General features: G+C 33.8%; 26 protein-coding genes. 11 read left to right on the forward strand and 15 right to left on the reverse strand.

Features of this window, described 5'->3' with window-relative positions; all coding sequences use genetic code 11:
• Positions 1-27: 27 nt before the first annotated feature.
• Positions 28-828, reverse strand: a complete 801-nt coding sequence (locus tag EF513_RS03695; protein ID WP_125216069.1) for an exodeoxyribonuclease III — start codon at positions 826-828, stop codon at positions 28-30.
• 364 nt (positions 829-1,192) lie between these two features.
• On the opposite strand from EF513_RS03695, the gene EF513_RS03700 reads away from it, so the two are divergent.
• Complete coding sequence (locus EF513_RS03700) at positions 1,193-1,387, forward strand: hypothetical protein (protein WP_125216070.1); 195 nt, start codon at positions 1,193-1,195, stop codon at positions 1,385-1,387.
• A gap of 320 nt (positions 1,388-1,707) precedes the next feature.
• Here the strand turns inward: EF513_RS03700 and recA are convergent, their stop codons facing one another.
• The 6 genes from recA to flgF form a co-directional block, all read right to left on the reverse strand.
• Positions 1,708-2,733 carry a recombinase RecA gene (gene recA / locus EF513_RS03705; protein WP_125216071.1) on the reverse strand — a complete coding sequence of 342 codons (1,026 nt, stop codon included), beginning with the start codon at positions 2,731-2,733 and terminating at the stop codon, positions 1,708-1,710.
• Positions 2,734-2,762: 29 nt separating this feature from the next.
• A complete protein-coding gene (locus EF513_RS03710) occupies positions 2,763-4,790 on the reverse strand; it encodes a response regulator (RefSeq protein WP_164503817.1) in 2,028 nt (675 codons plus the stop codon).
• 132 nt (positions 4,791-4,922) lie between these two features.
• Positions 4,923-5,681, reverse strand: a complete 759-nt coding sequence (gene flgH, locus EF513_RS03715; protein ID WP_125216073.1) for a flagellar basal body L-ring protein FlgH — start codon at positions 5,679-5,681, stop codon at positions 4,923-4,925.
• Complete coding sequence (gene flgA, locus EF513_RS03720; RefSeq protein WP_125216074.1) at positions 5,682-6,353, reverse strand: flagellar basal body P-ring formation chaperone FlgA; 672 nt, start codon at positions 6,351-6,353, stop codon at positions 5,682-5,684. It lies immediately after the preceding gene.
• Complete coding sequence (gene flgG / locus EF513_RS03725; RefSeq protein WP_125216075.1) at positions 6,354-7,142, reverse strand: flagellar basal-body rod protein FlgG; 789 nt, start codon at positions 7,140-7,142, stop codon at positions 6,354-6,356.
• A 3-nt stretch (positions 7,143-7,145) separates the two neighbouring features.
• Entirely contained in the window at positions 7,146-7,871 is a 726-nt protein-coding gene (gene flgF, locus EF513_RS03730) for a flagellar basal-body rod protein FlgF (RefSeq protein ID WP_125216076.1), read from the reverse strand.
• Between the two features lie 159 nt (positions 7,872-8,030).
• Between flgF and EF513_RS03735 the strand changes: the two genes are divergently transcribed.
• The 5 genes from EF513_RS03735 to EF513_RS03755 all read left to right on the forward strand — a co-directional run bounded on the left by EF513_RS03735 (position 8,031) and on the right by EF513_RS03755 (position 11,899).
• Positions 8,031-8,552, forward strand: coding sequence for a flagellar basal body-associated FliL family protein (locus EF513_RS03735; protein ID WP_125216077.1), 522 nt, complete (start codon positions 8,031-8,033; stop codon positions 8,550-8,552).
• A gap of 72 nt (positions 8,553-8,624) precedes the next feature.
• The gene (gene fliM, locus EF513_RS03740) at positions 8,625-9,623 is read left to right on the forward strand and encodes a flagellar motor switch protein FliM (RefSeq protein ID WP_125216078.1); all 999 of its coding nucleotides are present in this window, start codon (positions 8,625-8,627) and stop codon (positions 9,621-9,623) included.
• Complete coding sequence (locus tag EF513_RS03745; protein ID WP_125216079.1) at positions 9,620-10,174, forward strand: DUF6468 domain-containing protein; 555 nt, start codon at positions 9,620-9,622, stop codon at positions 10,172-10,174. Before fliM ends, EF513_RS03745 begins: the two co-directional genes overlap by 4 nt.
• 5 nt (positions 10,175-10,179) lie before the next feature.
• A complete protein-coding gene (gene ispF / locus EF513_RS03750; RefSeq protein WP_125216080.1) occupies positions 10,180-11,316 on the forward strand; it encodes a 2-C-methyl-D-erythritol 2,4-cyclodiphosphate synthase in 1,137 nt (378 codons plus the stop codon).
• A gap of 1 nt (position 11,317) precedes the next feature.
• Positions 11,318-11,899 carry a phosphatidylglycerophosphatase A family protein gene (locus EF513_RS03755; RefSeq protein WP_125216081.1) on the forward strand — a complete coding sequence of 194 codons (582 nt, stop codon included), beginning with the start codon at positions 11,318-11,320 and terminating at the stop codon, positions 11,897-11,899.
• A 251-nt stretch (positions 11,900-12,150) separates the two neighbouring features.
• On the opposite strand, the gene EF513_RS08145 is transcribed toward EF513_RS03755, so the two are convergent.
• The 8 genes from EF513_RS08145 to EF513_RS03795 form a co-directional block, all read right to left on the reverse strand.
• Entirely contained in the window at positions 12,151-15,501 is a 3,351-nt protein-coding gene (locus EF513_RS08145; protein ID WP_125216082.1) for a type IV secretory system conjugative DNA transfer family protein, read from the reverse strand.
• Positions 15,502-15,551: 50 nt separating this feature from the next.
• A complete protein-coding gene (locus EF513_RS03765; protein ID WP_125216083.1) occupies positions 15,552-16,070 on the reverse strand; it encodes a D-glycero-alpha-D-manno-heptose-1,7-bisphosphate 7-phosphatase in 519 nt (172 codons plus the stop codon).
• The gene (locus tag EF513_RS03770; protein ID WP_125216084.1) at positions 16,071-16,778 is read right to left on the reverse strand and encodes a sugar phosphate nucleotidyltransferase; all 708 of its coding nucleotides are present in this window, start codon (positions 16,776-16,778) and stop codon (positions 16,071-16,073) included.
• Entirely contained in the window at positions 16,766-17,398 is a 633-nt protein-coding gene (locus EF513_RS03775; RefSeq protein ID WP_125216085.1) for a D-sedoheptulose 7-phosphate isomerase, read from the reverse strand. Before EF513_RS03775 ends, EF513_RS03770 begins: the two co-directional genes overlap by 13 nt.
• A gap of 22 nt (positions 17,399-17,420) precedes the next feature.
• Complete coding sequence (locus EF513_RS03780; RefSeq protein ID WP_125216086.1) at positions 17,421-18,458, reverse strand: GHMP family kinase ATP-binding protein; 1,038 nt, start codon at positions 18,456-18,458, stop codon at positions 17,421-17,423.
• A 23-nt stretch (positions 18,459-18,481) separates the two neighbouring features.
• Complete coding sequence (locus EF513_RS03785) at positions 18,482-18,856, reverse strand: MerR family transcriptional regulator (protein ID WP_125216087.1); 375 nt, start codon at positions 18,854-18,856, stop codon at positions 18,482-18,484.
• Positions 18,853-19,158, reverse strand: a complete 306-nt coding sequence (locus EF513_RS03790; RefSeq protein ID WP_125216088.1) for an HU family DNA-binding protein — start codon at positions 19,156-19,158, stop codon at positions 18,853-18,855. Before EF513_RS03790 ends, EF513_RS03785 begins: the two co-directional genes overlap by 4 nt.
• Before the next feature lie 116 nt (positions 19,159-19,274).
• Positions 19,275-20,039, reverse strand: a complete 765-nt coding sequence (locus EF513_RS03795) for an alpha/beta hydrolase (RefSeq protein ID WP_125216089.1) — start codon at positions 20,037-20,039, stop codon at positions 19,275-19,277.
• A gap of 35 nt (positions 20,040-20,074) precedes the next feature.
• On the opposite strand from EF513_RS03795, the gene EF513_RS03800 reads away from it, so the two are divergent.
• The 5 genes from EF513_RS03800 (at position 20,075) to EF513_RS03820 (ending at position 25,906) form a co-directional block, all read left to right on the forward strand.
• Positions 20,075-21,238, forward strand: coding sequence for a glycosyltransferase family 4 protein (locus EF513_RS03800; RefSeq protein ID WP_125216090.1), 1,164 nt, complete (start codon positions 20,075-20,077; stop codon positions 21,236-21,238).
• On the forward strand, positions 21,228-22,040 hold the full coding sequence (locus EF513_RS03805) for a glycosyltransferase family 2 protein (RefSeq protein ID WP_125216091.1): 813 nt from the start codon (positions 21,228-21,230) through the stop codon (positions 22,038-22,040). Before EF513_RS03800 ends, EF513_RS03805 begins: the two co-directional genes overlap by 11 nt.
• 84 nt (positions 22,041-22,124) lie before the next feature.
• The gene (locus EF513_RS03810) at positions 22,125-22,910 is read left to right on the forward strand and encodes a hypothetical protein (protein ID WP_125216092.1); all 786 of its coding nucleotides are present in this window, start codon (positions 22,125-22,127) and stop codon (positions 22,908-22,910) included.
• 58 nt (positions 22,911-22,968) lie between these two features.
• Positions 22,969-23,721 (forward strand): hypothetical protein, encoded by a 753-nt coding sequence (locus tag EF513_RS03815; RefSeq protein WP_125216093.1) that lies wholly within the window; start codon positions 22,969-22,971, stop codon positions 23,719-23,721.
• Between the two features lie 580 nt (positions 23,722-24,301).
• Positions 24,302-25,906, forward strand: coding sequence for an ABC-F family ATP-binding cassette domain-containing protein (locus EF513_RS03820; RefSeq protein WP_125216094.1), 1,605 nt, complete (start codon positions 24,302-24,304; stop codon positions 25,904-25,906).
• The last annotated feature ends 122 nt before the right edge of the window (positions 25,907-26,028 follow it).

The raw sequence follows: 26,028 nt of genomic DNA on the forward strand, positions 1-26,028 counted from the left end.
ACTTAATATAAAAATTAAAATATTAATTTAAATTTTAATTTCTACAATTAAGGGAACATGGTCAGAAGGTGAATCACAACTTCTAAATTCTGGTAGATAATAGGCATTTTGAATCTGTGGTGTAAGAGCTTGACAGGCCAAAGCGTGATCTAACCTTCTGCCGCGATTAGATTTTTTATAATCAATATTGCGATAACTCCACCAACTATATAACTTCTCTGGTGCAGGAATAAATAGACGTGGTAAATCTGTTAATTTAGCGGAATGTATCCATTTGTTAAACTTATTAACTTCAATTTCGGTGTGGCTTACTATATTAAGGAGTTGCTTATGCGACCACACATCACATTCAAGAGGTGCTACGTTAAGATCACCTACTACTAAGTGTTTTTCTGATAAGTGTTTTTCTGATTTATCAATATTTAAGAAATGTTCATACAAGGAATCTAGATAATCTAATTTATGAGCAAATTTAGGATTAAGCTCAGGATCGGGAATATCACCCCCTGCTGGTACGTATAAATTGTGGATAATAATATCCTTAATTTGTACAGCGATATCTCTAGAGTCTTTATTTACAAAATGCTTATGATCAAGCATCTTAAGTGGTAGCTTGCTAATTATAGCCATCCCATTATAGCTTTTCTGGCCATTAATATAAGTGTAGTTATAGCCTAAAGGCTTTAAGGTTGGAAATAAGCTGTTCTCTACTTTTGTTTCTTGTAGGCAGATAATATCAGGAGCATGCTGCTCGATAAGCAAGGCTAATAATTTAAGACGAATTCTAATAGAATTAACATTCCAGGAGGCTATTTTAAGTAAGTTCATATTTTTAGCTAATTAATAAAATTATGATGATAATTTAGCTCTTAATATCATCTTTGACTATACCATTTTTATGTTGCTTCAAACTAGCTGCTATTAATAATTGATAGTGCGGCTTAATCTAAAGTTTAAAGTATAAAAATATTAAAAACTTAGTAGGTAAAGAAAGAGAAAAACGCATTCTAGAACTATTAATAAACTATAGAAACCTCCAATCTACACTAATGAATTTGAAATAGCGCTTAGAAGCAAAAGAGAAGAAACTGTTTTTATACATAGTAAAAAGATTATTGTGCGCGATTATCATAATAGAACAACAGTTAATAACTCTATTAATAATACTTTATCACAGTCGCTAACAAGAGAAATGTTAAATATAAATTGCCTTATAGAATTTACATACACCTATAACTTAAGCGATTCTATTGGCAGAGCAATATTTGATTATCTTAGTGAATATCATGAAGTGCTAGATATAAATTTTGTGGATAAATGCTTTAAAATAACTGCGTGGATGCAGGAAGTTGATTGGCGGCTGGGCATGTTGCCGGTGTTAAAGTAGATATAAAAATGATATTGCTAGTATGCTAGCAAGCTCTATGCCATTATAGGTACCTCTTAACTTCAAAGAAGCAAGTAGTAGTAACGCAATAGCTTATGTAAATAGATTTGCTTTAGAGTAAGCTCGGGAAGGATGAGGAAGAAGTTGGCAATTTTAGAGCTCTAATTGCAGCTAATAAACCTAAACCAAGCAACTTTGTTTATGTACGTTTTAGAAGAGTATACCAATAAAGCTTATCTAATTGGTGTGGTCTAATAATGCGGCATTAAAAAAGAGGTTAGCAACCTTAGGTACTAACCTCTGTTACTTAACGTGTATTTTTAAGCAAGCTCTTCTTCTGCAGGAATGCTGGTATCTTCTGAGATTACTAAATTTGCATGAGCTCTAATTTGTTCTTCAATCTCACGGCAAATTTCAGTATTTCCTTTTAGGAACGCTTTAGCATTTTCACGACCTTGGCCAATTTTTTGGTCCTTATATGCAAACCATGAACCTGCCTTATCAACTATTCCTGCTTTAACCCCCAAATCTAAAATCTCGCCCAGTTTAGAAATTCCTTCACCGTACATAATATCAAAATCCACGGTTTTGAATGGTGGAGCTACTTTATTTTTAACAATTTTTACTCTAGTTTCGTTGCCAACTATATCTTCTTTATCTTTAATGGCACCTGTTCTTCTAATATCAATTCTTACTGATGCATAGAATTTAAGAGCATTACCGCCCGTAGTGGTTTCTGGGCTACCAAACATAATACCAATTTTCATACGAATTTGGTTAATAAAAATAACCATGCAACCACTTTTGCTGATAGAACCGGTAAGCTTTCTTAAAGCTTGGCTCATTAATCTTGCTTGAAGGCCCATGTGAGAATCACCCATTTCTCCTTCAATCTCAGCTTTAGGCACTAAAGCGGCCACACTATCAATCACCACTACGTCAATTGCTCCAGATCTAACTAAAGTATCTGCTATTTCTAAAGCTTGCTCGCCTGTGTCGGGTTGAGAAATAATTAGCTCGTCAATGTTAACCCCTAATTTACGGGCATAAACAGGGTCAAGTGCATGTTCTGCATCAATAAATGCGCAAGTTCCTCCAGCCTTCTGAGCTTCAGCAATCGCATGAAGAGTAAGGGTAGTTTTACCTGAGCTTTCTGGGCCAAAAATTTCAATAATTCTGCCTTTTGGTAAACCTCCCACGCCAAGAGCTATATCTAGGCCAAGAGATCCGGTTGAAATAACAGGAACCTTAATGGCTTCTTGTTGCCCTAGTTTCATTACTGAACCTTTACCAAAGGCTTTCTCAATTTGACTTAACGCTGCATCTAAAGCTTTTTGTTTATCCATACCATCCTACCAATTATTCTGAAAAATACCTATAATACTTGCTTAACTTTTTCGACTAGTTGTTTTAAGCTATATGGTTTAGGTAAAAAGTTAAAATCTCTTTTTTTTCCGAATTGTTCTTCGAAAATATCTTCGCCATATCCTGAAGTAAAAATTACTTTGATTTTAGGAAATTGTCTAGTGACTTGTTGGATCATCTCAGGCCCATTAATGCCCGGCATCATCACGTCCGTTATAATTAAATCTATATTTTGTCCATGCTCTGCTAAGATTTCTAAAGCATGATCTCCTGAGGATGCTTCAAATACTTGATATCCCTTTCGAGCCAAGGCTTCAGAGCTAAATATCCTTACAGCTTCTTCATCTTCAACCAGCATGATAGTTTCACTTCCCGTTAAGTCTTCATGTTGAATATAGGAAGTTTTAATATCTTCTATTTGGGTAATAATATTATCTTCACGTTTTAAGAATAAGCAAAATTCCGAGCCTTCACCTAAGTTACTTTTTACATAAATATACCCGCCGAATTGCTTAATAATTCCGTACACAGTAGCAAGCCCCAATCCTGTACCTGCTCCCATTTCTTTAGTAGAATAAAATGGTTCAAAAATTTTTGGTATTTGATGTTTGGCAATGCCAGTGCCAGAATCTTTAATGCTAATTTTTATATATTCTCCGGGAAGAATAATATCTTCCTCAGTAGGGGAGGTATATTCTGAGCCTAAACCTCCGGACTTATTAATATTAATATTCTCTGAGCGTATGGACAAGGCACCTTTGCGATTCATAGCGTCCCTGGCATTTACAGCTAAATTAACAATAACTTGTTCTAATTGTCCATGATCAGCCTTGGTAACCCATAAATTTTTGCCATGATAAATAGAAAGTTGTACATTTTCACCGATCAAGCGAGTGATCATGTTTGCAAGTTCATCGATGATAATGGTGACATCCACCATTTCTAAATTTAGTGTTTGTTTTCGTGAAAAGGCTAATAGCTGTCTTACCAGGTTGGCAGCACGGTTTGCATTTTGCTTAATTTGCATAATTTCTGGGAATGATTTATCGCCAGGAGGGTGTTTAAGTAATAATAAATCACAAAATCCAAGCATGGCAGTGAGCAGATTATTAAAATCATGAGCAATACCTCCTGCTAATTGGCCAACAGCTTGTAATTTTTGCGAATGTACTAATTGATTATCAAGATTAAGTTTATTATGGGTAGTATCTTTAATAATAATATATATTTTATTTTTAATTATTTGGTAGGAGAAAATCTTTTTTAAATTATAGCAAAAAAGCTGAGAATTAGGGCTAAAATTGATTTCTAAGTATTGCTGCTCGCTATTAGCAAAGTTATAAATTTTTTTCCATGATTGCTCATCAAATAAATCACTACCATGATTTGTTTTAGGATAGGCTTTAGAAAATGATTCATTTCCGATAATAATATTTTGATTTAAATCCATGATAATAGTAGGCGAAGTAGGAACCTTAACGATATCACTAAGGACATTATGGTAGCTTGCATGGAGCATCAAATGGTAATGTACATTACCGATAGGTATGTTGATAAAATGCAACAACAAATCATCTTGCCTAAAATACAGCTCATCCATTATTTTTATAATGTGATGTTGAAAATAGCTATCGAAAGTTTGTTCTAAAGGAGTACCGAGCTGGCTTGTAATAGTCTGACCAAAACTATTATTATAATATTTGATAATGTTATTTACTGTTATAAAGCACGGCAATTGAATTTTATCAATAAAATGTCTGATAATATCTTGAGAAGAGGTATGGGAGACTATAGCAAGATAAAATCGTAATCTGGTAAAAAGGGGAAGTTTTATACAAAATAATTTTATTTCTTTAAATTCATCATACAAAATTCCACTGTAATTTTTTTCAGTGTGTTCTTTAATTTTAGCCAGTAGCTGTGGTTCTACTGAAAGTTGATTGTTAAGATGGAATAATATGTTATCAGGATGCTTTAAAATTATTACCGAGCAATTAAGCTTGTTGCATAGATAATTCAAAAGCTCGCAATTAACCAAGATGATTAATAATAATGTGGTTAAGAAAGTGATAAATATATTGCCTAATAATAATGCACTTAGCAGAACTAATAAGGCAAGTAAGCGAAACTTAAGAAAGCAAGGTTGATTCATTAGAGGAGTATGAATAAATTAAAAGGGTGATAAGATATCCAAAATTTGTGAGCCGACTTTAGGCTGTTGTACATCACTAATTTTTCCTCTTCCACCATATGATACTCGTGCTTCCGCAATTTGATCAAGACTTATAGCATTATCAGAACTAATATCCTCTGGTCTTGCAATTCCGTCAATAGTAATTTCACGTAATTCATAATTTACTCTTATTTCTTGCGCGCCATGTAAGACTAAATTTCCATTTGGTAAAATTTGCGTTACCATTGCAGCAATCTGAGTTTTTAAGGCTTCTTTTCTACTTATTTTGCCTTTACCACTATGATTATTGCCACTGGAAATACTGGCAAGATTGGTTGGGTCAACAGCATCCGGTAAAAATGTTTTATATTTTCTTTCAAAGCCAAATAAGCTAGGAGCTGCAATGTTATCACTGCCATTTCTGGATTGTTCAGTATTATTATCTAGATTAGCCTTATCATTGATTTCAATTACTACTTTAACAATATCGCCAATATTGCGTGCAAATTGATCTCTAAAAAAAGTACGTGAACCAGTTCTCCATAAAGAATTATGATTAGGAGGTAAAATTTCAGATAAATGCCTTTCTTCGTCTTGTGGCCATTCAATTTTTTTATAAGTAGATTTATTTGTTGGCGCATCAACTGCATCCAGTTCCGGTGCTTTTCCTACTTGCTTTAACCGTTCTGCAGTATTTATACAGCTAGTAATAATAGTGAGTATACAAATAAAAAGAAAAATTTTTTTGATTTTCATTTAATCCATCTGAATTTGAACAAGGTTATTTCCTATGACCTTAGCATTTAATATTGCATTGCTACGAGCGTTACGTACAGAAACTATATCACCTAAAGAGCCGTTAGTTAAAGCTATAGCTTGCATTTTTAATTTCAAGTTCTTTGCTTGATATATTACATGTAGAGGAGCATTTTTTTCTATAAGCAATGGTACTGTAATTTCACGGTTATGTATAGGGGAGGCTACTTTGATGCTTACTTTTGCCTTCATGCCAATAATTTGTTTAGGATCTTGGATAATATGCTTGCTGTTTATTTTGGAAGCAGGGATATACATGTTGTCTATATCATGTTTGCTAATAAGATCCCCCTGCTTGATTTCCTTATTAAAAACTGGGATGCTAGTTTGGTAGTCATACTTGCCGGTTAAATATAATATTCTATCATTTGCTTTAACTTGGGCTCTAAAGCCCATAGTATTACTTAGTTCAATTTTTGTTAAACATAGATTGTTCTCAGTTTTTAATGAATTAACATTGTAAAGATTAACGTCAGAAAGGTTATTTTGTGTTTCAATAGTTTCCTTAATTAACTCAAGCAAATGATTAGGATTATCTGCAAAGCCAATACAATTATCTGCATTGGCTTGAACATATATTAGGCTGAGTATTAATAATGCAATTATCTTCATTTAAGCCTTAATTTGATTAGCAGTTTTAAGCATCTCGCTAATAGCCTGGATAAAGTTTGAACAAAATTCATAGCCCCGTTGAGCTCTAATTAAGCTTGTAATTTGTGTTACTACATTTACATTAGAAAATTCTAACCATTTTTGTTTTATAGTACCGAAGTTAGCCTCGCCTGGAAAGCCTACTATTGGCTGGCCTGAAGCTTGGGTCTCTAAAAATAAGTTTTCGCCATAAGCTTGTAATCCTTTATCATTAATAAATCTATAAAGTTGAAATTGTCCAAGTAGTTGAGGATTAGGATCATTTCTTAAAGTTACAAATACTTGACCTGTATCATTGATATTAATTTCTAATGCATCATCTGGAGCTATGATGCCAGGTGATACTATATGACCATTGGAAGTTACTATTTCTCCATTTTCGTTAATAGAAAAAGCTCCGGCTCTGGTATATCCAAACTCACCATTAGGCAGTTCAATACGGAAATATCCTTTGCCTCTAATGGCCATGTCGGTATCATTGCCAGTTTCTTGTAAATCGCCTTGAGTATGAATGCGGTAAATTGCGCCCATATTAACACCTAATCCAACCTGGATACCTGTAGGAATACTATTACCAGCATCAGAGGAAATCATTCCCACGCGTTTTTGATTGATGTATAATAAATCTTGAAATTCAACACGTTGCTCTTTGTAACCAATGGTTTGGCTGTTGGCGATATTGTTAGATAATACTTCAATCATTTTAGAGAAACCCTGCATACCTGAGGCTGCAATATCCATATTTGCCATTGTTTACACTCCTTCCTTAAATGCTTTGAAAGCATTTAACTCTAGTTGCTCATTTATATTAATAAAATTGCCTACTGCATTTAGATTATGTTGCATCTCTACCATTCGGGTCATTTGTGAAATATTTTCTACATTAGATAATTCCACTACCCCCTGGAAAAGTTTATAACGTCCTTCAGCAGTTGGAGCAGCAGTTGCTGTATATAAATTATTACCGACTGGCTCTAAAAATTGCTGATCATCAAAAAAAGCAAGCCCAAGCTGAGCTATTGGTTCTGTACCGACGGTTACTGTACCATTTTCACGAATAATAATTTCACCCAAGTCATTTTCAAGAACAATTGGTTGGCCGTCTTCGCTAAGCACCGGGTAACCTTGCTGGGTTACAATCTGCCCTAATCCATTGATTTGAAAATTACCAGCCCTACTATATCTTTCACCATCCGGAGTTTGAATTCTAAAAAAGGCATTACCTACTAGGGCTAAGTCAAGAGTATTTCCGGTTTTAACCATTTGTCCTTCGCTAAAATCTTTCACTGACAATACGTCATAATTAAAATGCACGCGGTCTTGTGCTGTTGCATGATGTACATATTGCTTAAAAATTACTCTTCCTGCTTTAAATCCAGGTGTATGTGAGTTAGCCATATTGTTTGATAATACGTCAGATTCTCGAAAAACAGAGATCTGCCTACTTAGTAATACATAATTACTATTATCAAATGACATAAATTACTTTTGCTTTTTAAATGCGTTTATATTGGTAATAAGCAAAATTCATGCCAAACTTAAATATTAAAATTAAATTGATTAAATTTCAGAACATTATTGCAATCTAGCAGGAAATATTTACAATTCGGTTGATAAATAAATATTATAATAAGATATATGAGTGATAATCAATCAGATACCTCACTAGAAGCTATAGAAAATATAGAATCACAGCCTAAGCCGTCTATGCGGAAAAAGAGAATATTATTAATAATTATTATTATAATATTACTAGGAGCATTAGGAGGAGGAGCTTATTTATTTTTAAACAAAAAAGAGCAATCTGATAATAAAGAGAAGGCGCAAGCTAAAGAGAGCAAAAGCATACCTAAGCAAGTAATTTATATAGACTTAGATGAATTTATAATCAATCTTAACTCTATCAATAATCAACCGAGCTTTTTAAAACTATCAGTAAGTTTAGAGACCGACGATCCCAAGACCCAGCAATTAATTAACACAAGTTTGCCTAAAGTAAGGGATATATTTCAAACTTATTTGAGACAGTTAAGACCAGAAGATCTTAAAGGGTCTGAAGGATTATTTTTACTTAGAGAGGAGTTGTTGCTTAGAATAAACAAAACTCTCTATCCTACTACCGTTAGAGATATATTATTTAATGAAATAATAGTTCAGTAACAAAGTTTATATGAGTACTGGTAACAAAATGATACATTTACCGCGCAATCAAATCTTGATGGAGTGGAGACTGTGACTCAAGATACTCAAACTATCCCTCAGGGATCAGATCAATCAAACATTGATAATTTACCAGAAGGTAATGCAGATTCTAAGCCAGGAGTTGATGGCAACGAGGGGTTTAGATTTTATGTAGATCGCTCCATGAAGTCATATCAACGTCTGCCAATGTTGGAAGTGGTATGCGATCGTTTTACCCGAATTCTTTCAACTACTTTAAGAAATGTTACTTCCGAAAACGTAGATATAGAGCTTAGAGGAATCACCTCTCTTCGTTTTGGGGATTATATTAACTCTATTCCTTTACCAGCGCTGGTTTCAATTTTTAAAGTGGTGGAGTGGGATAATCTAGGGCTTATTACGCCAAATGGGCAATTTATTTATTCAATGGTCGATATCCTTTTTGGCGGAAGAAAACAGGGAAACCCAATAAGATTTGATGGAAAGCCATTTACTAATATTGAGCTTAATGTATTCAAATATATTTGTGATATTATTCTTAATGATCTAACTACTTCTTTTGAGCCTCTTAATCCCTCTACATTTGTATTTGAGCGTATTGAAACTAATCCACGTTTTGCTTCAATTGCGCGTCCAGGAGATCCTGTCATTTTAATTGAATTATATATTAAAATGGAAGAACGAGATGGCAAAGTAGAAATTCTTATACCTTATGCTACGCTTGAACCTATTAGAGAGCTGTTATTGCAAGTAATACTTGGGGAAAAATTTGGTAAGGATAATAATTGGGAAAACCATATCCAGAATGAAATGTATAATGCACATGTTGAGTTGGAAGCAATCTTAGCAACCAAAGATGCTACTTTGCTTGAGATAGCTAAGATGAAACCTGGTCAAACTATTATATTTGATAAGCATCCTGAAGACGAAGTGACCTTAGCATGTGAAAAAATTGATTTAATGTCATGTAAATTAGGTGGCGTAGAAGAAAAAATTGCGGTATCTGTTGAAAAAGCAATACATAGAAAACTTATTGAGATAATGGAATGATTTTTGTAGATCTCTTTATCATCATCATGTTGGTAATTACTATAACTTTTTGTATTAAGCTTAATAAAAAAATTGAGCTGGTACAAAAAGGTAAAAAAGATTTTGCAGTATTATTCAAAAATTTTGATAATACTATTCAAAGAATTGAATCTTCTATAAGCGGCATGCAAGAGTCAGCCCAAATCGCTGGTTATAGCCTTGAAGAGAAAAGCCAGCTTGCTAAAAAGCAAATAGATGAAATAGCTTTTTTAATTGATAAGGCTACAAATACAGAGGAAAAATTAGAGCGATTAAGACAAGAATTGCTTAAGCTTGCTAAACCTCACGTAGAAGAATTACACCGCCAGCAAAATATAAGGCAAGAATCCAACAATAATTCCCTTCCTTCTATTGTTACTACTGCTAAGCCACATATTAATACAGATATGACATCTAAACTCACTCCTGCTAATAGTGATCAGCCTCAAAATAATATAAATGATACCAGACGTATGGCAATTGAGGAGCTATTACATAAAATTTCTCAAATTCAAAAGAAAGCTGGCCAATAAATAATATGTCTAAAAATATTGTTTTAATTATGGCTGCAGGTTGTGGCACCCGCATGAATAGCAATCTGCCTAAGCAATATATTAAAGTTAATGAAAAGACTATTTTAGAACATACTATTGCTAAATTTAATAATATTAAAGAAATAGAGCATATTATTATTGTAGTGGCTCCAGAAGATCGTTATATCGAGCAATTAAATATAGATAGTAATAAAGTAACTATTGCGAAGGTGGGAGGCAAAGAAAGAGGTGAATCAGTTAAAAATGGCCTTGAATTTGCTAAAAATTTTAATCCCATAAATATCTTAATCCATGATGCTGCTCGTCCATTCGTTTCAACCAATGTAATCTTACAGCTTATAAAGGAGCTTGCAGTTTCAGAGGGAGTGGTTCCTGTACAGATAATCAATCAATCCCTTAAAAAATGGGATACAGAGCATATTATTGAGAATAAATTGCGGGAAAACTATGTGATAATGCAAACTCCTCAATGTTTTAAATTTGCAGGAATTTATGATGCTTATCAAAACACCCAGTATTTTTTAGATGATGATGTGGCAATCGGGATCAATAACAATATAAAAGTTAAAACCATTATAGGAAATATGGAGAATATCAAGATAACTACCACAGAAGATTTAGGCCAATTTAATTACGAATACAGAGTAGGAAATGGCTTTGATGTGCATCAATTTGGAGAGGGTAGTTATATAACATTAGGAGGAGTCGAAATCCCATTTAGCCAAGGTATAATAGCTCATTCAGATGGAGATGTAATTTTACATGCAATAACTGATGCTATACTAGGGTCTATTGGTTGTGGAGATATAGGTGTTCACTTTTCTCCTCATGATCCTCAATGGAAAAATGCCAGTTCTGATCGCTTCATCAAGTATGCACTAGACCTACTTACAAAAAATAATGCCCAACTTGTTAATATTGATATTACTATGATGGCAGAACAGCCTAAAATATCAACTTATCGTGAAGAAATTCTTGTAAGCCTAAGTAACATTCTCAGATTAAAGTCTACTAGAATCAGCCTTAAGGCCACTACTACAGAAAAATTAGGATTTTTAGGGCGCAAGGAAGGAATAGCAGCTTTAGTAACAGTTATGATTAAACAATTAATATTGGAGTAATATGGACAGCATCCAAGGATACAAGCAAGAACAGAAATTAAATAAGTTAACATTCTTAATTGCTACTGTATGTGGCATTGGCAAATGTAAGTTTGCTCCAGGTACTTTTGGCTCACTTGCAGCATTTCCAATTCTTTATGTAGTTAATCAGGTTTTGCTTTGGTTAGTAATAGGTAATAGCGGGGTTATTATTTCGGTTAATGAGGTGCTGGCAATCTTAATAGGTCATTTAGCTTTTATTATCATTTTATTTATAACTGGCACTATTTACGCCGAAAAATACTCTAAGGCTACAGGAAGATTAGATCCTAAAGAAGTAGTGATAGATGAGGTGGTTGGGCAAGCATTACTAATCTTTTTAGCAACACCGGTTACCATGATGCTAGTAGAAAGATTTAATCAGTATGTTGCCTTGTTGTTATTTTTTATTGTTTTCCGCTTTTTCGATATTTTAAAGCCTTGGCCAATAAATGTAATTGATCGTAAGGTAAAAGGTGGGTTAGGCATTATGCTTGATGATGTTGCAGCTGCTATCATGGGTAGCATAGTAATATATTTAATAGCGTTCGTGTTTAAACCGTAAGTTCAGTGGGTTTTTTAGCAGCTCAGAAAAAAGGTTCATTTGATTTGAAATGTGCCTGTCATGCTCATTTATGTTTTTGAATCTCTGCTTTAGTTAGAGCTGTATTTCTTCTAAAAATATTACACCTATTTTAAAGTAAGGCTCTTTGGTTATGAGATTAGCAGCTTAGAGCATATTATAAATATCTGGCAATTAATCTTATTTAACCAATGCTGGTTAATAAGATTAATTGCCAGTCGCAATAATAGTGCTTATTTTGGCTTGGGAATATCACTTGAATCGTTATCATCTGAGTCAGCCTGATTGGAATTAAAATCATCTTCTTCAGTAGGCTCTTCTGCGCCAATAACTATATCTTTAAATTCAGGATATATATGAGCATTTTTAGAGGTTTCTTTACCGGCTGCTAAGTCAGTTTTAGTATTATTTTCTGATGCAAGAGTTTCATTTTTAGTAGGTAAAGGAATAAGCTCTATTTCCTCTTGCTGGGTAGTGGGGTGCTGTCTGTCCTCTAAGGTAGGCTGGGTATCAGCAACTTGTGAGGCAGCAGCTATAGGCTCAACATATTTACGCTTACTACTTACTTCTTCTGGTAATGCGGTATTAAGTGATCCAGTATTAACGGAGTTTGGGCTAGAAGGTGTGCTGCTAGTACTATCACTTTCGTCAACTTTTTTTGTTTTAGATGTAGGGATGTTGGGTTGTATTATAGGAGTTTGGCTACTTAATATATTATGTATCAAATTATGTTCGCTTTTAGGAGCTAATAATGCTGCGTTGGATTGTTCATGATAAGATGGCAATTCTTCTTGGTGGCTACTGACCACGCTTGGCTTTGAGGTCGCTGCTTCTGTTTCTAGCTGTGTTGTAGTAGTTTCACCAGTACTGCTATTTTCATCAGAAGATGCTTCTTCAGTATTATTGCCCTCTTCCTCATCCGAGGTATTATCATGAGTTTGGCTGTGATATGCTGGGTTTTGTGTTACGAGTTGTTGTTCTTCCTCTTCATCATCCAAATCAAAGTTAAAATCGGAATCATTGTCGTCGCTTTCTTCTTCAGCATGCTTTGCTGCAGGGTTGCTTTGTAGCTGCTTGGCTAAGTTATTAGCATTTTCGTGTTCAAGCTCTGCTTCCTCACCCGAAGTATTATCATGAGTTTGGCTTTGATATGCCGGATTTTGTGCTGCGTGTTGCTGCTCTTCGTCTTCATCATCCAAATCAAAGTTAAAATCGGAATCATTGTCGTCGCTTTCTTCTTCAGCATGCTTTGCTGCAGGGTTGCTTTGTAGCTGCTTGGCTAAGTTATTAGCATTTTCGTGTTCAAGCTCTGCTTCCTCACCCGAAGTATTATCATGAGTTTGGCTTTGATATGCTGGATTTTGTGCTGCGTGTTGCTGCTCTTCCTCTTCGTCATCCAAATCAAAGTTAAAATCGAAATCATCATCATCGTTTTCTTCTTCGGCATGCTTTGCTGCAGGGTTGCTTTGTAATTGCTTGGCTAAGTTGTTAGTATTTTCGTGCTCAAGCTCTTCTTCCTCACCCGAAGTATTATCATGAGTTTGGCTTTGATATGCTGGGTTTTGTGCTAGGAATTGTTGGTCTTCTTCTTCATCATCCAAATCAAAGTTAAAATCGAAATCATCATCATCGTTTTCTTCTTCAGCAAGCTTTGCTGTAGGGTTGCTTCGTAATTGCTTAATTAGATCCTTATTATCTTCAGGTGTAAGTTCATCATCAAGTTCAAAATCAAACTTAAAATCATCATCATTTTGTGGTAAATCAGGTTGAGTAGTTTGTACGGTATCTGCAGGGCTTTCAGCATCCTCCAGCAAATTATTAGAAATATTATTTTCTTCTGATTTGCCATCTTCTTTTTTGGTCGCCGTAGAACGGAACTTATTAGGGTCATAAGGCTCTTGTTGAGGAATCACTATTGGTGGTAATAATCTTTTGGTAAAAAATTTATCATCATAATACCTAATTTTTTTAGATTTAATAGGAGGGAATGATTCAATTAATACAATTTGATCATCCCGCGGCAAATTAATCACTTCTTGTGGTAACAAAAGGGCTCTTTGGGTTTGAGATACATGCATAGAACGTGAAGCAGGATTGAAATCTAAGAATTTAGGTTTATTCATAGAAGTTTGTTCAACAGTTTTATTACCGCAAAGTTTGGATATCAGTTCTGCTGTTTGATAGTTATTTGCTGAGAATGTAATACGATACGTAGAGTTTGATAAGAAAGAGTTCATACCAGCTTCTTCATAAATATCCCTTAGCTGCTCAGTATCTTGGATAATTAGGAATAATCTAACATTATACCCCCTAAAGTAAGCAATACCGGTTTTAAATTGTTCCATTTTACCAAGTGTAGGAAATTCATCCATCATAAATAGCACACCGTAAGGCTCATCTTCTTTTTTAGGGATTTTACGGCTTAAAAATTCAGAAGCTTGTTGATAAAATACTTTCATTAAAGGCTCAAGGCGCTTAATATTATCTGGTGTCAATCCTACATAAATAGTAGTTTTGATTTTTTTAAACATCATAATATTAAAGTCACTTCTAGCAGTAGCTGCATCAATAAGAGGGTTGGCCCACAATTCAAGACCGGAGTTTAAGGTGGAAATTACCCCTGATCTTTCTTTGTCTGCTTTTTGTAAAAAAGCAGCAATATTCATATAGGCTACCGGATGGATATATTTACCTATAGTATCTAACACTACCGCTAAGTTATAAACGCAGTCATCACTTCTTAATGTTCTAACTACTTCTCCAAAAGATTTAGTTTTATCAGGTACTGCAAGTAGATAAAGTACTATACCTACAAATAAAGTACGGGCTTCATTTTCCCAGAAATCTTTTTTAGGTAGAATTAGATTAGCAATTTTTTGAACGTCATCTACCATCTGGCCTGGTTTTGGGCTAACCCAATCAATTGGGTTATAACAATGAGTAAAACCATCAGGGTTTGCTGGCTCCCATACAAAAACCTGCTGGCCTAGTTTAGCGCGCCACCCACTAGTTAGTTCATAGTTTTCAAGTTTAATATCATGTACAATGACCGATTCATGCCAATAAAGTAGGTTGGGTATTACAAAACCCACACCCTTACCAGAACCGGTTGGAGCAAAAAGTAAGGCGTGCTGATAACCACCAGAGATATAATAACCCGTGCTATCTTGTCCTAGAAGCATTCCTTCTTTTTGCCTAAGTCCTGCTTTTTTAATATCTTCTTCGTTTGCCCATTTTGCATCACCATGAATAGATTCTTTTTTCTTAAATGGCCGCCAGGCAAAAATATGACTGCGGAACTTATATAGGAATAATGCAATAATTAATGGTATACCGCCAGCACATGCTAAGATCTTTATGACTAAATAATTATTAGCATCCCAAGGAAGTAAGGCATAATTTTGAGCATACCATTTGAGATATACATAAAGATTCAATACATCTTGAAAGCCAAATTTTAAGTAATTAAATCCCCATACCGAGACGGTAAAAAGAGCACCGCAGAGATAAATTACTAGCAAAGTGCTAAGTAAATATAAGCAAGCTAAAGTGATAAAGTTACGAATACGATCAATAAATTCCATGGTATTATTTGAATAAATAAATTCTTAAGTTAACATTTTAATACATTTTTTTATAAAAAATCAATGACTTCGTGAAGAAATTTAATTTTTAATATAGAAGGATCATATAATTTCTGATCATTGTTTAATTGAAAGCGTTTAGTAATGTTTAGTTTTTTTGCTGGTATCAGGTCAGTTTCTTTATCTCCTATCATAATTGATTGTGAAACGTCAATATTATAATCTTGAATTGCTTTTTCAAACATCCCGCTAGCAGGTTTGCGACAATTACACATTTCTTGGTCAATTTCAGGATGATGTGGGCAATAATAAATCTCAGTAATATGAATATTATTAGCTTGAAATTCTTGAGTCATCCAATTATGTAGTTTAGATAAATCTTTTTCTGTATAGTATCCTCTTGCAATCCCCGATTGATTAGTAATTATTATTATAAGGTATCCCTTCTCAATTGCTTTGCTACATAAGTCAAATATACCTTCCTGCCATTCAAAATTATCAATTTGATAAACATATCCAAAATCAACATTTATTACCCCATCACGATCAAGAAATAAGGCTTTTTTCATTTAACAAACCTTCATTTTTATGGATAATTCCTCTTGAGCTTTATAATAATCCTCTGGAATACCAAAATCAATAAAATAACGCGAACCTTGATAAGCAAATACTTTAAGCTTGTTGGTATTATTGCTAAGCAAATCATATTCAAAAGAAAAATATTCAGGATAGATACTGTTCAAATTAAATATTTTGGGGTTGATTAGATAAATCCCGCAGTTAATTAACCCTTGAGCTCCGTCATTGTTTTTCTCTGCAAATTGAGTGACTTGCATTTTATCATCAGTAATTAATTGGCCAAATCTTCCTACATTTGCTACTTCTCTTGCCAGCAAGCTAATATCAGCTTGGTAAGATTTATGAAAAGATAAAAATTCAGAGAGCTGGAACTCATTGAAAGTATCGCCATTTAAAACTAGAATATCTTCTGTAATATTCAACGTTTTAAGAACGTAATTGATACTTCCGCCGGTACCCTTAGGGTGCCCTTCATTAATAGTAATTACCTGTGGATGGTTCTTAAAATGGTCTTCAATAATTTCAGCTTTGTAGCTTACAGCTAAAATAATTTGAGTAATTATTTGTGTAGCCAGTAAATGATTTACTAATAAATCTAGATAAGGCTTTCCAGCTATAAGGGCCATTGGTTTAGGAGAATCTTTCACTATGGAAGCCAGCCTGGTTCCTTTGCCGCCAGCAAGAATTATAGCGCGCATGCCATAGCGGTTTTAGGGTTATATTCCATGCCAAAAATAGCTTCTTCAATAAGCGCGCAAATAATATGTCCTAACATAATATGCCCTTCTTGTATTTTAGGGGTTAGTTTGCTTGGAATTTGTATTACATAATCACATAAAGTTGCCATTTTACCACCAGGTTCTCCAGTTAATCCAATAACAGTTATACCGCGGTTTTTAGCAGATTCAATAGCATTTAAAATATTAGCTGAATTTCCAGAAGTTGAAATGGCAAAAAATACATCCCCTCGATTGCCAAGAGCCTCAATTTGCCTTGAAAAAGAATATTGATAGCCATAATCGTTGCCTATTGCAGTTAACGCTGAAGTGTCGGTTGTTATCGCAATTGCTGCAAGTCCTGGGCGATCATAATTTAATTTGCTGACTAGTTCTGCAGCAAGATGTTGTGAATCAGCTGCACTGCCGCCATTCCCAGCAAATATAAGTTTATGGCCTAAATTAATTTGATTGGTACAAAATGCAGCGATTTCTTCAATTAGAGTGAGTAGATTATGATCATCTAAAACTTTTGTAAATGTTTCGATTGAATTGTGAATTTCGTTTTTGATAATTTCATTAAAGTGGGTAGTTAAGCTCATTTGTGTTTAATCCTATATCAAATTAACTTGCTAGCTTATGTGAGTTATTTGCCCAGAATCTGCTGCTATAGCCATCTTGATTATAATAAATGATAGTACTGCCATAATTATCATAATCGAATGGTATATAAATTAAGTGCTTTAATGCGCTTAAGATTTTTTGATGGCATTCTGGTTTGGCAAATACCAAAAGAAAACCACCTCCACCCGCGCCTAATAGCTTCCCACCTGTGGCACCATTTTGGAGTGCTGTTTGATAAATTTGATCGATAGTATCGTTGGTAATTTTATCACTTAGACTGCGTTTTAATTGCCATGACTCATGTAGTAATTTGCCAAACTCATTGATATCACTATTTCCATGTAAGATGGATAGGCTCTCATCTACCATGCCCATCATAGTTTTGATTTCTTGTTCTTTGCTGCAAAGCCTTTGCATTTTGTCTTCTGCAATATTAGAAGCTGTACGAGTAATGCCGGTATAAAATAACATTAAATGGCTTTTTAGTTCTTCTAGCTTATATAAAGGAAGTATTACTGGTTCAACTAAAAACTCCCCTTGTCGGTTAATATTAATTTTATTAAACCCACCAAGAGCTGTAGCAATTTGATCCTGAATACCTACTTTTTCTTGTAAGATATTTTGTTCCACATAAATTGCTTCTTGGGCGAGTTCAAAGCGACTTCTGTTTTGCCCTTTAAGAGCATAAGCTGCATTTAACATACCTACAGTAAAAGAGGAGCTAGAGCCAAGCCCGGAGCGGGCAGGTAAATCTCCCTGGTGAGAAATTTCTACGCCGCTAGTGATATCTAAGTAGCTTAAAACTCCTTTGACTGCAGGATGCTGAATTTCAGAATTGTGTTTATCAATTAACTCAACTTTAGACCAGGAAACTTTTGAATGATGACCATGAAAAGGAGGATATTCTCGGCAGCTAATATAGCAATAATATTTAATACTGGTGGATAATACTTTTCCACCAAAATTTTCATACCAAGTGTAATAATCAGACCCGCCACCAAAAAAAGAAATGCGATAAGGAGTTTTAGTTATTATCATTTTATCTAAAATTTTAACTAATTTTAGACAGATAATAACTTGTTACGAATAGTTTGCAAGGACGTTTTTATCTTAACCAATTGTTGAACATTTAAATCAATTAGTTGGGTAGTATCTTCCCAGAGAAAAGTAGCATTGTTGATTGATTCAGATTCTTTATTTTCTTTTAAAAATTGTATAGCCCCCTGGATAGTAAAACCTTTATTATACAGTAAATCTTTTATGGTAATTAAAGTTTCTATTTGCTTATTATTATAATATCTACGGGCTTTAATTTTTTTGGGATTTATAGCTTTAAATTTTGTTTCCCAGAATCGTAATACATGGGTGGGCAAGCCAAGAAGTTGGGCTGCCTCACCGATTGTTTTATAACTATCAATTACTTTTGGTTCGGTCATTGGTTATTTTTGCGCTTATTGATTTGATCTTTAAGTTTTTTGGAAATTGTAAATCTTACTACATTACGCGCATTTATGGGAAATTCAACCATAGTTTTTGGATTTCTACCTACTCTTTTTTCCTTACTTCTAACTTCAAATTTACCAAAATTAGTAATGCTAACCGATTCACCAGTGGAAAGCTTTCTAACAATGACATTAAGAATATTGTTTACCATTTCTAGGCATTCAGTTTCAGAAAAGCCGGTTCTTTTGTTTAATTGTGTAGCTATTGCAGCTTTGGTAATGGTATCGCTTAACATTTTTTTACCTTTAAATAATTAAAATTTAGCCAGGCTATTAGTTAATTATTTAATAAGTTGATTGTCCTGTCAATTTAAAAATTAATTTTTAAATAATAATTACAAAGTTTTAGTAATTATTTAGCACTTAGCAGCTCTTCTAAATTGCTTAGTAATATGCTGATATCCTCTGGTCGTGATAAACGATGATCTCCATCTTTTATTAATTCAACTCTTACATTTGTAGAGGTTATCTTATGAGCGATATTAATCGCCTTTACATAGGGTACAGACAAATCTTCCATGCCTTGAAGCAGCCTTACAGGACAATTTATTTCGATTTGTGATTTATTTAATAAAAGATGTTTTCTACTATCTACAACTAATTCTTTTCTCACAAAGTAGTAAGTATTGCTCTCTGGATAATTAATATTGATTTCTCCTTGAGCTAATAAAGTATCTCTTTCAACTGTATTTAATTTTTCCCAAAAGAAATCTTCTGTAAAATCGGGGGCTGCAGCAATTCCAATAAATCCTTTAATGCGTTTGGGCATATGAAGTGCTGCTAACATAGCAAGCCAACCGCCCATGCTGGAACCTATTAAGATAATGTCACGTGAAGTCAGTTTTTCTAACACCAAAATCACATCTTTTAACCAAGAATCTAAAGATCCATCAAACTTATCACCACTGGATTCGCCATGGTTGCTTAAATCAAAAGACAGAAAATCTAAATTGTTATTAACACAATAGTTCCATAGTTCCGTAGTTTTAGTGCCACGTTTATCAGACCTAAATCCATGAATAAAAACTATTTCAGGTGTGTCGTTTGACTTTACTATATTTTTAAGGTAAGCAAGTGTGTGATTAGCACAAATATTTATAAATTTTGTATCATTCATAATTAATCAACCCTATCAATGATTTGAAACTCCCTATGCAATATCATAAAAAAGAACATAAGCCAACTATCTTACAGATTTTACCTGCTTTAAATTCTGGAGGAGTAGAACGTGGTACTATCGAGATTGCTCAAGCAATCAGCGAAAATAATATGCAATCTATAGTATCTTCTAATGGTGGAAGATTGGTAAGTAAGTTAATAGAGCTTAATATAAAGCATCTGCATTTACCCTTACACTCTAAAAATCCTTTAGTTATGTATCGTAATATCAAGCTTTTAACAGGTATTATTAAAGAACATGGAATAAATTTATTACATGCCCGATCACGAGCTCCTGCATGGAGTGGATATTATGCGGCTAAAAAAGCAGGTATACCATTTGTAACTACTTTTCATGGTCTTTATGGGAATAATTTGTTCAAAAAACATTATAACCAAATAATGGTTAAAAGTGATGCAATTATTGCGGTATCAAATTATATTAAAGCACATATTGTTGAACTTTATCCTGAAGTAGAATCCAAGATAACTGTTATCCATCGAGGAATTGATCCGGCTTACTTTAATGCAAATAGAATCACTAAGCAAATGCAAGAAATTGTATTAGCCAAATTAGGTATACATTATGATGTAAGTAATAAGAGTTTGATAATGCTACCAGGCAGGATTAGCAATTGGAAGGGGCAAGAAATATTTATAGAAGCTCTAAGTTATTTAAAAGAGCAAGATTTTCTTGGGATTATAATTGGCGAAAATCATCATCCTAGGTATCAAGAAAAGCTTAAGAAGCTAGTGGCTGATTATAAGCTCGAAAATAAAATTATTTTTGCAGATCCTTTAAAGGATATGCCATCTCTTTATAGCATTGCGGATTTAGTAGTGGTTCCTTCCATTAAAGGTGAGGCCTTTGGTAGGGTGGCTATTGAAGCTCAATCTATGGGTAAAATAGTTATTGCCAGTAATGTAGGTGGATGTGTAGAAACTATAATTGATGGCAAGACAGGATTGTTATTTGAAAATAAAAACCCTATAGATTTTGCAGAAAAAATCAATCACGCTTTGAACTTAAGTAAACATGAAAAAGAGCTAATTGCAAAAAATGCTAGACAACATGTGATAGAAAATTTTAACCTTAAGAATATGCAAGAGCAAACTATTAACGTATATAATAACCTGCTTGGATTAAATGTCACATAATAGACTTCCAATTTCTGTATTTATTATTGCTAAAAATGAAGCTTTGCGTATTGCGCAAGTCATTGAAAGCGTTATAGATTGGGTTGATGAAGTTATTGTTATCGACAGCGGTAGTACAGATAAAACGGTTGAGATAGCTGAAAATTTAGGATGCAAAGTTGTTTATCATGCTTGGCAAGGTTATGAAGTACAGAAAATTTATGGGGAGTCGCTTTGTGCCCATAAATGGATCTTAAATATTGATGCAGATGAAGAGGTCAGTCCTGAGCTAGCAGCTGAAATTCAGGCTTTATTTAAAAATGGTAATGAACCATCTAAAAAAGCTTATCGGCTTAAAATCACAGTGGTTCATAGATTTGAGAATCGAATTAGAAGATTTGCTCCTTTTAATGCACCGATCAGATTTTATCACAGAGATTTCGCAAGTTTTGCTAATAAAACCCAAATTCATAAAACCCACGATTCAGTAATAATTAACAAAGAGAGAATGAATGAGAATGAGGTGGTAACCCTTACAAAACCTGTTTTTCATCGCTCTATGTTATCAATTTGGCAAATGGTTTATAAAGGTAATTTCGTTACCACTGAACAAGCTGAAGATTTACTTAGCCAAGGCCGCAACCCATCACTTATCCGCTTAATTTTTGAACCTTTTCTATTTTTCTTTAAATCCTTTATATTAAGACGACATTTTATTTTTGGTCTACACGGCTTTATAGATTCTGTTATCTACAGCTTTATTAGATTCCTTAGGCTTGCTAAAGCACGCGAATTATTTGATCAACAAAAATTTCACAAATAAAGATTAATTCTTTAACTATTCATATTGCTATTATATTAATAATTTAATACAATATATTAAATAGTTGTATATTTGGAGAAAGCTATGTCTAAAAAAACAGATTCACAGCAAGTAAATTTTTCAGAACTTTTAACATCAATGAATGATGTTAAAAAGATTCAGGCAATAAGAAACGAAATTACTTTTTCACACCAGCAGTCAATCAAAACAGCAGCCGCAGAAGGTACACAAAAGCCTATTTACAAAGATCTTACCTTAAAAATAGGTAATGTTAAATTAACCTTAAATTTTGAGCAACAAGAGGCATTTAAAAAAGAGGCCGGTGCTAGAATAGATGCTATTAGAGAAGGCAAAACCCAGCAAGCACCAAAGCAAGAGAAAAAAGAACAATTACAGCAAAAGCAACAAACTGCTCAAGTACCTAAAGCTTCTGAAATTGATAAGCAAGCCATTACCATCAAAAGTGATTTAGCCAAATTTATAAATCCTCAACAAGTTCAAGCTCAAATGCAAAAGCAAGAAAAGCAAGCTATTAGGGAAGGCAAGTTAGAAGCTGCTTATAAAAGTTTAGAAGCAGGGATTAATAAAATTATATGGGCTAAACCTCAGGCTCCTCAACCTCAAGAAATGGTTAATAGCATTAGAATTCCTGGCAATACTGCAAAAGATGAGCATAAAAAGAAAGAAGCGCCAGTAGCTTCAATTAACAAATCTGCAACTACTTTAAAAGCAATTGGTGATATCTCCAAAGGACTCAAAGGTGTGCTGTCAATTGCTATCAGTGATGTTACAGAAAAGTTAACTCAAATCCGTAATAAAGAGCAAAATCAAGGCCGAAGTGGCAGAAAAAATGTAAACCTTTTTAAATAAAGTAAATTTATACCTAAAGAGGTTACATTGTAACCTCTTTATTATCCAAGGGGGAAATATGGCAGATAAAGATAATATCAATCAAGCAGGACAGCTATCAAAGCAGGAAAAAGGTGAAGTTGGCCAAAAAAGCATTAAAACTCCACGAAGTGAGCGAGTGGTAGATGATAGATCACCACAGGAAAGGGCTGATGAGATCAGCTTGGAAGAATATCTGAAAGAAGACAATGGCGCTAAAATTAAGCTAGAGCTACCTCAACTCAGTGTTCCAGAATTTCAGCAATATCACCAACATTCAATGGAACGCATGACTAAGATGAATGCTGCTAAAGTACCAGCCCGACATGAAGCAAGCACCTTGATGGATTTACAATTGCATATGAATAAATCTATTAATGCAAGTAATCTTAGTAAAGGCGAAAAAGATAATTTAACAGAAATTTCAAATGATACATTCAACCAATTAAACCATCATACCGCAAAGCATGGAAAAGCATTTGATGCTATGGATGTAAGGAAGCTAGCTACCAATTTTGATAAGATCATTCAAGATAAAGGCAATGTAAAAACGGCAATGACTCAAGTATTGGGCGATATAAGTCAGAAAATGGTTAATAAAATACAATATAGCCAACAAGCCGCAAAAGAAAGTGTTCAAGTACAGCAACTTACCAAAAAAGGTATTGATCTTAGTGCTATTAAAAAAATTGGCTCTAAAATTAAGAGTGCTGGTGAAAAATTTAAAAATACCATGACAAATAATTCACCCATTCTTCCTAAAAAAGGACAAAGTAGAGGCGTTAAGACTTAGTAAGCCAATGGGCGCCATTTAATATAATTATTTGCTTGAGTATAATATGCGTTAAGAAAATACTTCTGTAGTAATAAACGGGTTATCTGTCCAGATAAAATGTATAATCTTAAGCCGTTAAAGAGCTTAAGGTTAAAAAATGGAAAAAGTTATAATATAAATTTTGTATTATGCGGACCTTCATCAAGCCGTTAATGAAAGAGTAGAGCAGATTCAAGAATAAAGCAACGTGCCATCCTGAAAACCTGCAAAGAATTCAGAGGCGCCTTGCTCTATTACTACCAGTAATCATGAAGTAAAAAATGCCTAAGAAACAATCATCCGAAAAGCCTAGCTAGCAACCTGGCTCCATACTGAGAAACACATGTACAAAATAGGTGAGCTTGCTGAAGTAAGTCTACGATTTTCATTTATTACTTTTCTGCCAAATAAATAATGGCATAAAATGCTAAAATGATTATAGTAAGGTTTCATTAAGGTTGCTGGGCGTCCCGCCATTTAAACCTTCTAAATATAAATAACAAGATAATTTGCTTAAGTTAAGCTTAACACAATAGAATAGCATTATTCAGGATTAAGAATGATTACAATTACTAATTTAGCCGTTAATTTCGGTCCCAAAATACTTTTTACCGATGTAAATCTTAATTTAACTACCAATAACAGATACGGCATAGTTGGTGCCAATGGCTGTGGTAAATCAACTTTCCTTAAAGTAATTGCAGGTGCCGAAGAATCTAGCTTTGGAGAAGTAAGTGTAACTAAACATTCCCAAATAGGTTGGTTGAAGCAAGATCAATTTTATTATGAAAATACTGCTATTATTAATACTGTGATTGCCGGTAAAAATGAACTTTGGCAAGCAATGAAAGAAAAAGAAGAGATTATTGCTAAAGATATTTTTGATGAAGAAGCAGGTTATAGGCTTGGCGAGCTTGAACAGGTTATTTTTGATAATGATGGCTACACTGCTGAAGCAGTTGCAGCTGAGCTGCTTGTGGGCTTAGGGATCAAGGAAGAATATCATTATCAACCATTATCAGTATTATCTGGTGGTTATAAGCTGCGCGTACTGCTGGCTCAAAGTTTATTTGAAAATCCTGATATATTGTTACTCGATGAGCCAACAAACCATCTTGATATTGTTACCATATATTGGCTTGAACAATATCTTAGACAAAAATTTAAAGGGGTGCTGGTATATATTTCACATGATCTCACTTTTTTAAATAACTTAGCTACTCATATACTTGATATAGATTACGGCGAGATTAGATTATATGTAGGTAATTACGATAGATTCGTGCAAGAAAAGCAGCAATTAATGGAAAGTAAATTACAGGAGCGTAATTATTTAGAAAACAAGATTGCTCATATGAAAGTATTTGTAGAACGTTTTAGAGCTTCTGCAACTCGCTCCAAGCAAAGTGCTTCAAGGCAAAAATTAATTGATAAAATGGAACTACCTAATATTGAAAAAAGCTCACGTATTGCGCCTAATTTTAATTTTAAACCTAAGCGTCCTTCCGGAAAAGTAGTAGTAAAAGCAAATGACATAGCAAAAAAATTTGCTGAAAAAAATGTACTTAATAAAGTGAATTTTACAGTAACTAAAGGTGAAAAAATAATTATAATTGGCCCTAACGGCACTGGCAAATCAACCTTACTTAAAATTATTTTAGGTAGATTGAGTGCTGATAACGGTGCATATGAATGGGGATATGAAACCCATATTTCATATTTTGCTCAGGATCACCATGAATTGTTAAATGAAAGCATTACTGTATTAGATTGGCTTGGCAAATTCGTTGATCATGAAAATAGTGGTAAAATACGAAACACGCTAGGTAATGTATTATTTAGGCAAGATGAGGTGTATAAAAATATTTTAAATCTTAGTGGTGGCGAAGGAGCCAGGCTGCTTTTGGGAAAAATTATGTTAGAAGAGAGCAATGTTTTAGTGCTTGATGAGCCAACAAACCATCTAGATATTGAAGCTAAGGAAGCACTAAAACAAGCGCTAATTAATTATGACGGTACTTTGATTATGGTTAGTCATGATAGAGATTTTGCCAGTAATATAGCCAATAGAGTAATAGCACTCTCGCCAAAAGGTATAATGGATTTTAAGGGAACCTACGAAGATTACTTTAATAAATACGGCCAAGATTATTTCAATAAATAAAGTCAAATTGCTTAGAGATGAAAGATCATTTAAAGACCGGAGCATATATAGGTTGAACTGCTGAATAAGATATTCAATTATTACTTGACCAATATATAAAGCTATTATAACTGTGAATATAT

The organism is Rickettsiales endosymbiont of Stachyamoeba lipophora, from assembly GCF_003932735.1.
In the GTDB taxonomy this organism is placed as follows: domain Bacteria; phylum Pseudomonadota; class Alphaproteobacteria; order Rickettsiales; family 33-17; genus RICK01.

What these genes read in the sequence shown, in the direction of transcription:
- EF513_RS03810 (WP_125216092.1), top strand. Translation starts at nt 22,125, where the DNA reads ATGTCTAAAAAAACAGATTCACAGCAAGTAAATTTTTCAGAACTTTTA.
- EF513_RS03820 (WP_125216094.1), top strand. Translation starts at nt 24,302, where the DNA reads ATGATTACAATTACTAATTTAGCCGTTAATTTCGGTCCCAAAATACTT.
- flgH (WP_125216073.1), bottom strand. Translation starts at nt 5,681, where the DNA reads ATGAAAATCAAAAAAATTTTTCTTTTTATTTGTATACTCACTATTATT.
- EF513_RS03755 (WP_125216081.1), top strand. Translation starts at nt 11,318, where the DNA reads ATGGACAGCATCCAAGGATACAAGCAAGAACAGAAATTAAATAAGTTA.
- EF513_RS03775 (WP_125216085.1), bottom strand. Translation starts at nt 17,398, where the DNA reads ATGAGCTTAACTACCCACTTTAATGAAATTATCAAAAACGAAATTCAC.
- EF513_RS03785 (WP_125216087.1), bottom strand. Translation starts at nt 18,856, where the DNA reads ATGACCGAACCAAAAGTAATTGATAGTTATAAAACAATCGGTGAGGCA.
- EF513_RS03735 (WP_125216077.1), top strand. Translation starts at nt 8,031, where the DNA reads ATGAGTGATAATCAATCAGATACCTCACTAGAAGCTATAGAAAATATA.
- EF513_RS03805 (WP_125216091.1), top strand. Translation starts at nt 21,228, where the DNA reads ATGTCACATAATAGACTTCCAATTTCTGTATTTATTATTGCTAAAAAT.
- EF513_RS03780 (WP_125216086.1), bottom strand. Translation starts at nt 18,458, where the DNA reads ATGATAATAACTAAAACTCCTTATCGCATTTCTTTTTTTGGTGGCGGG.
- EF513_RS03770 (WP_125216084.1), bottom strand. Translation starts at nt 16,778, where the DNA reads ATGCGCGCTATAATTCTTGCTGGCGGCAAAGGAACCAGGCTGGCTTCC.
- flgA (WP_125216074.1), bottom strand. Translation starts at nt 6,353, where the DNA reads ATGAAGATAATTGCATTATTAATACTCAGCCTAATATATGTTCAAGCC.
- EF513_RS03700 (WP_125216070.1), top strand. Translation starts at nt 1,193, where the DNA reads ATGTTAAATATAAATTGCCTTATAGAATTTACATACACCTATAACTTA.
- EF513_RS03815 (WP_125216093.1), top strand. Translation starts at nt 22,969, where the DNA reads ATGGCAGATAAAGATAATATCAATCAAGCAGGACAGCTATCAAAGCAG.
- EF513_RS03800 (WP_125216090.1), top strand. Translation starts at nt 20,075, where the DNA reads ATGCAATATCATAAAAAAGAACATAAGCCAACTATCTTACAGATTTTA.
- EF513_RS03745 (WP_125216079.1), top strand. Translation starts at nt 9,620, where the DNA reads ATGATTTTTGTAGATCTCTTTATCATCATCATGTTGGTAATTACTATA.
- EF513_RS03765 (WP_125216083.1), bottom strand. Translation starts at nt 16,070, where the DNA reads ATGAAAAAAGCCTTATTTCTTGATCGTGATGGGGTAATAAATGTTGAT.
- flgF (WP_125216076.1), bottom strand. Translation starts at nt 7,871, where the DNA reads ATGTCATTTGATAATAGTAATTATGTATTACTAAGTAGGCAGATCTCT.
- EF513_RS03790 (WP_125216088.1), bottom strand. Translation starts at nt 19,158, where the DNA reads ATGTTAAGCGATACCATTACCAAAGCTGCAATAGCTACACAATTAAAC.
- flgG (WP_125216075.1), bottom strand. Translation starts at nt 7,142, where the DNA reads ATGGCAAATATGGATATTGCAGCCTCAGGTATGCAGGGTTTCTCTAAA.
- EF513_RS08145 (WP_125216082.1), bottom strand. Translation starts at nt 15,501, where the DNA reads ATGGAATTTATTGATCGTATTCGTAACTTTATCACTTTAGCTTGCTTA.
- ispF (WP_125216080.1), top strand. Translation starts at nt 10,180, where the DNA reads ATGTCTAAAAATATTGTTTTAATTATGGCTGCAGGTTGTGGCACCCGC.
- recA (WP_125216071.1), bottom strand. Translation starts at nt 2,733, where the DNA reads ATGGATAAACAAAAAGCTTTAGATGCAGCGTTAAGTCAAATTGAGAAA.
- EF513_RS03695 (WP_125216069.1), bottom strand. Translation starts at nt 828, where the DNA reads ATGAACTTACTTAAAATAGCCTCCTGGAATGTTAATTCTATTAGAATT.
- EF513_RS03795 (WP_125216089.1), bottom strand. Translation starts at nt 20,039, where the DNA reads ATGAATGATACAAAATTTATAAATATTTGTGCTAATCACACACTTGCT.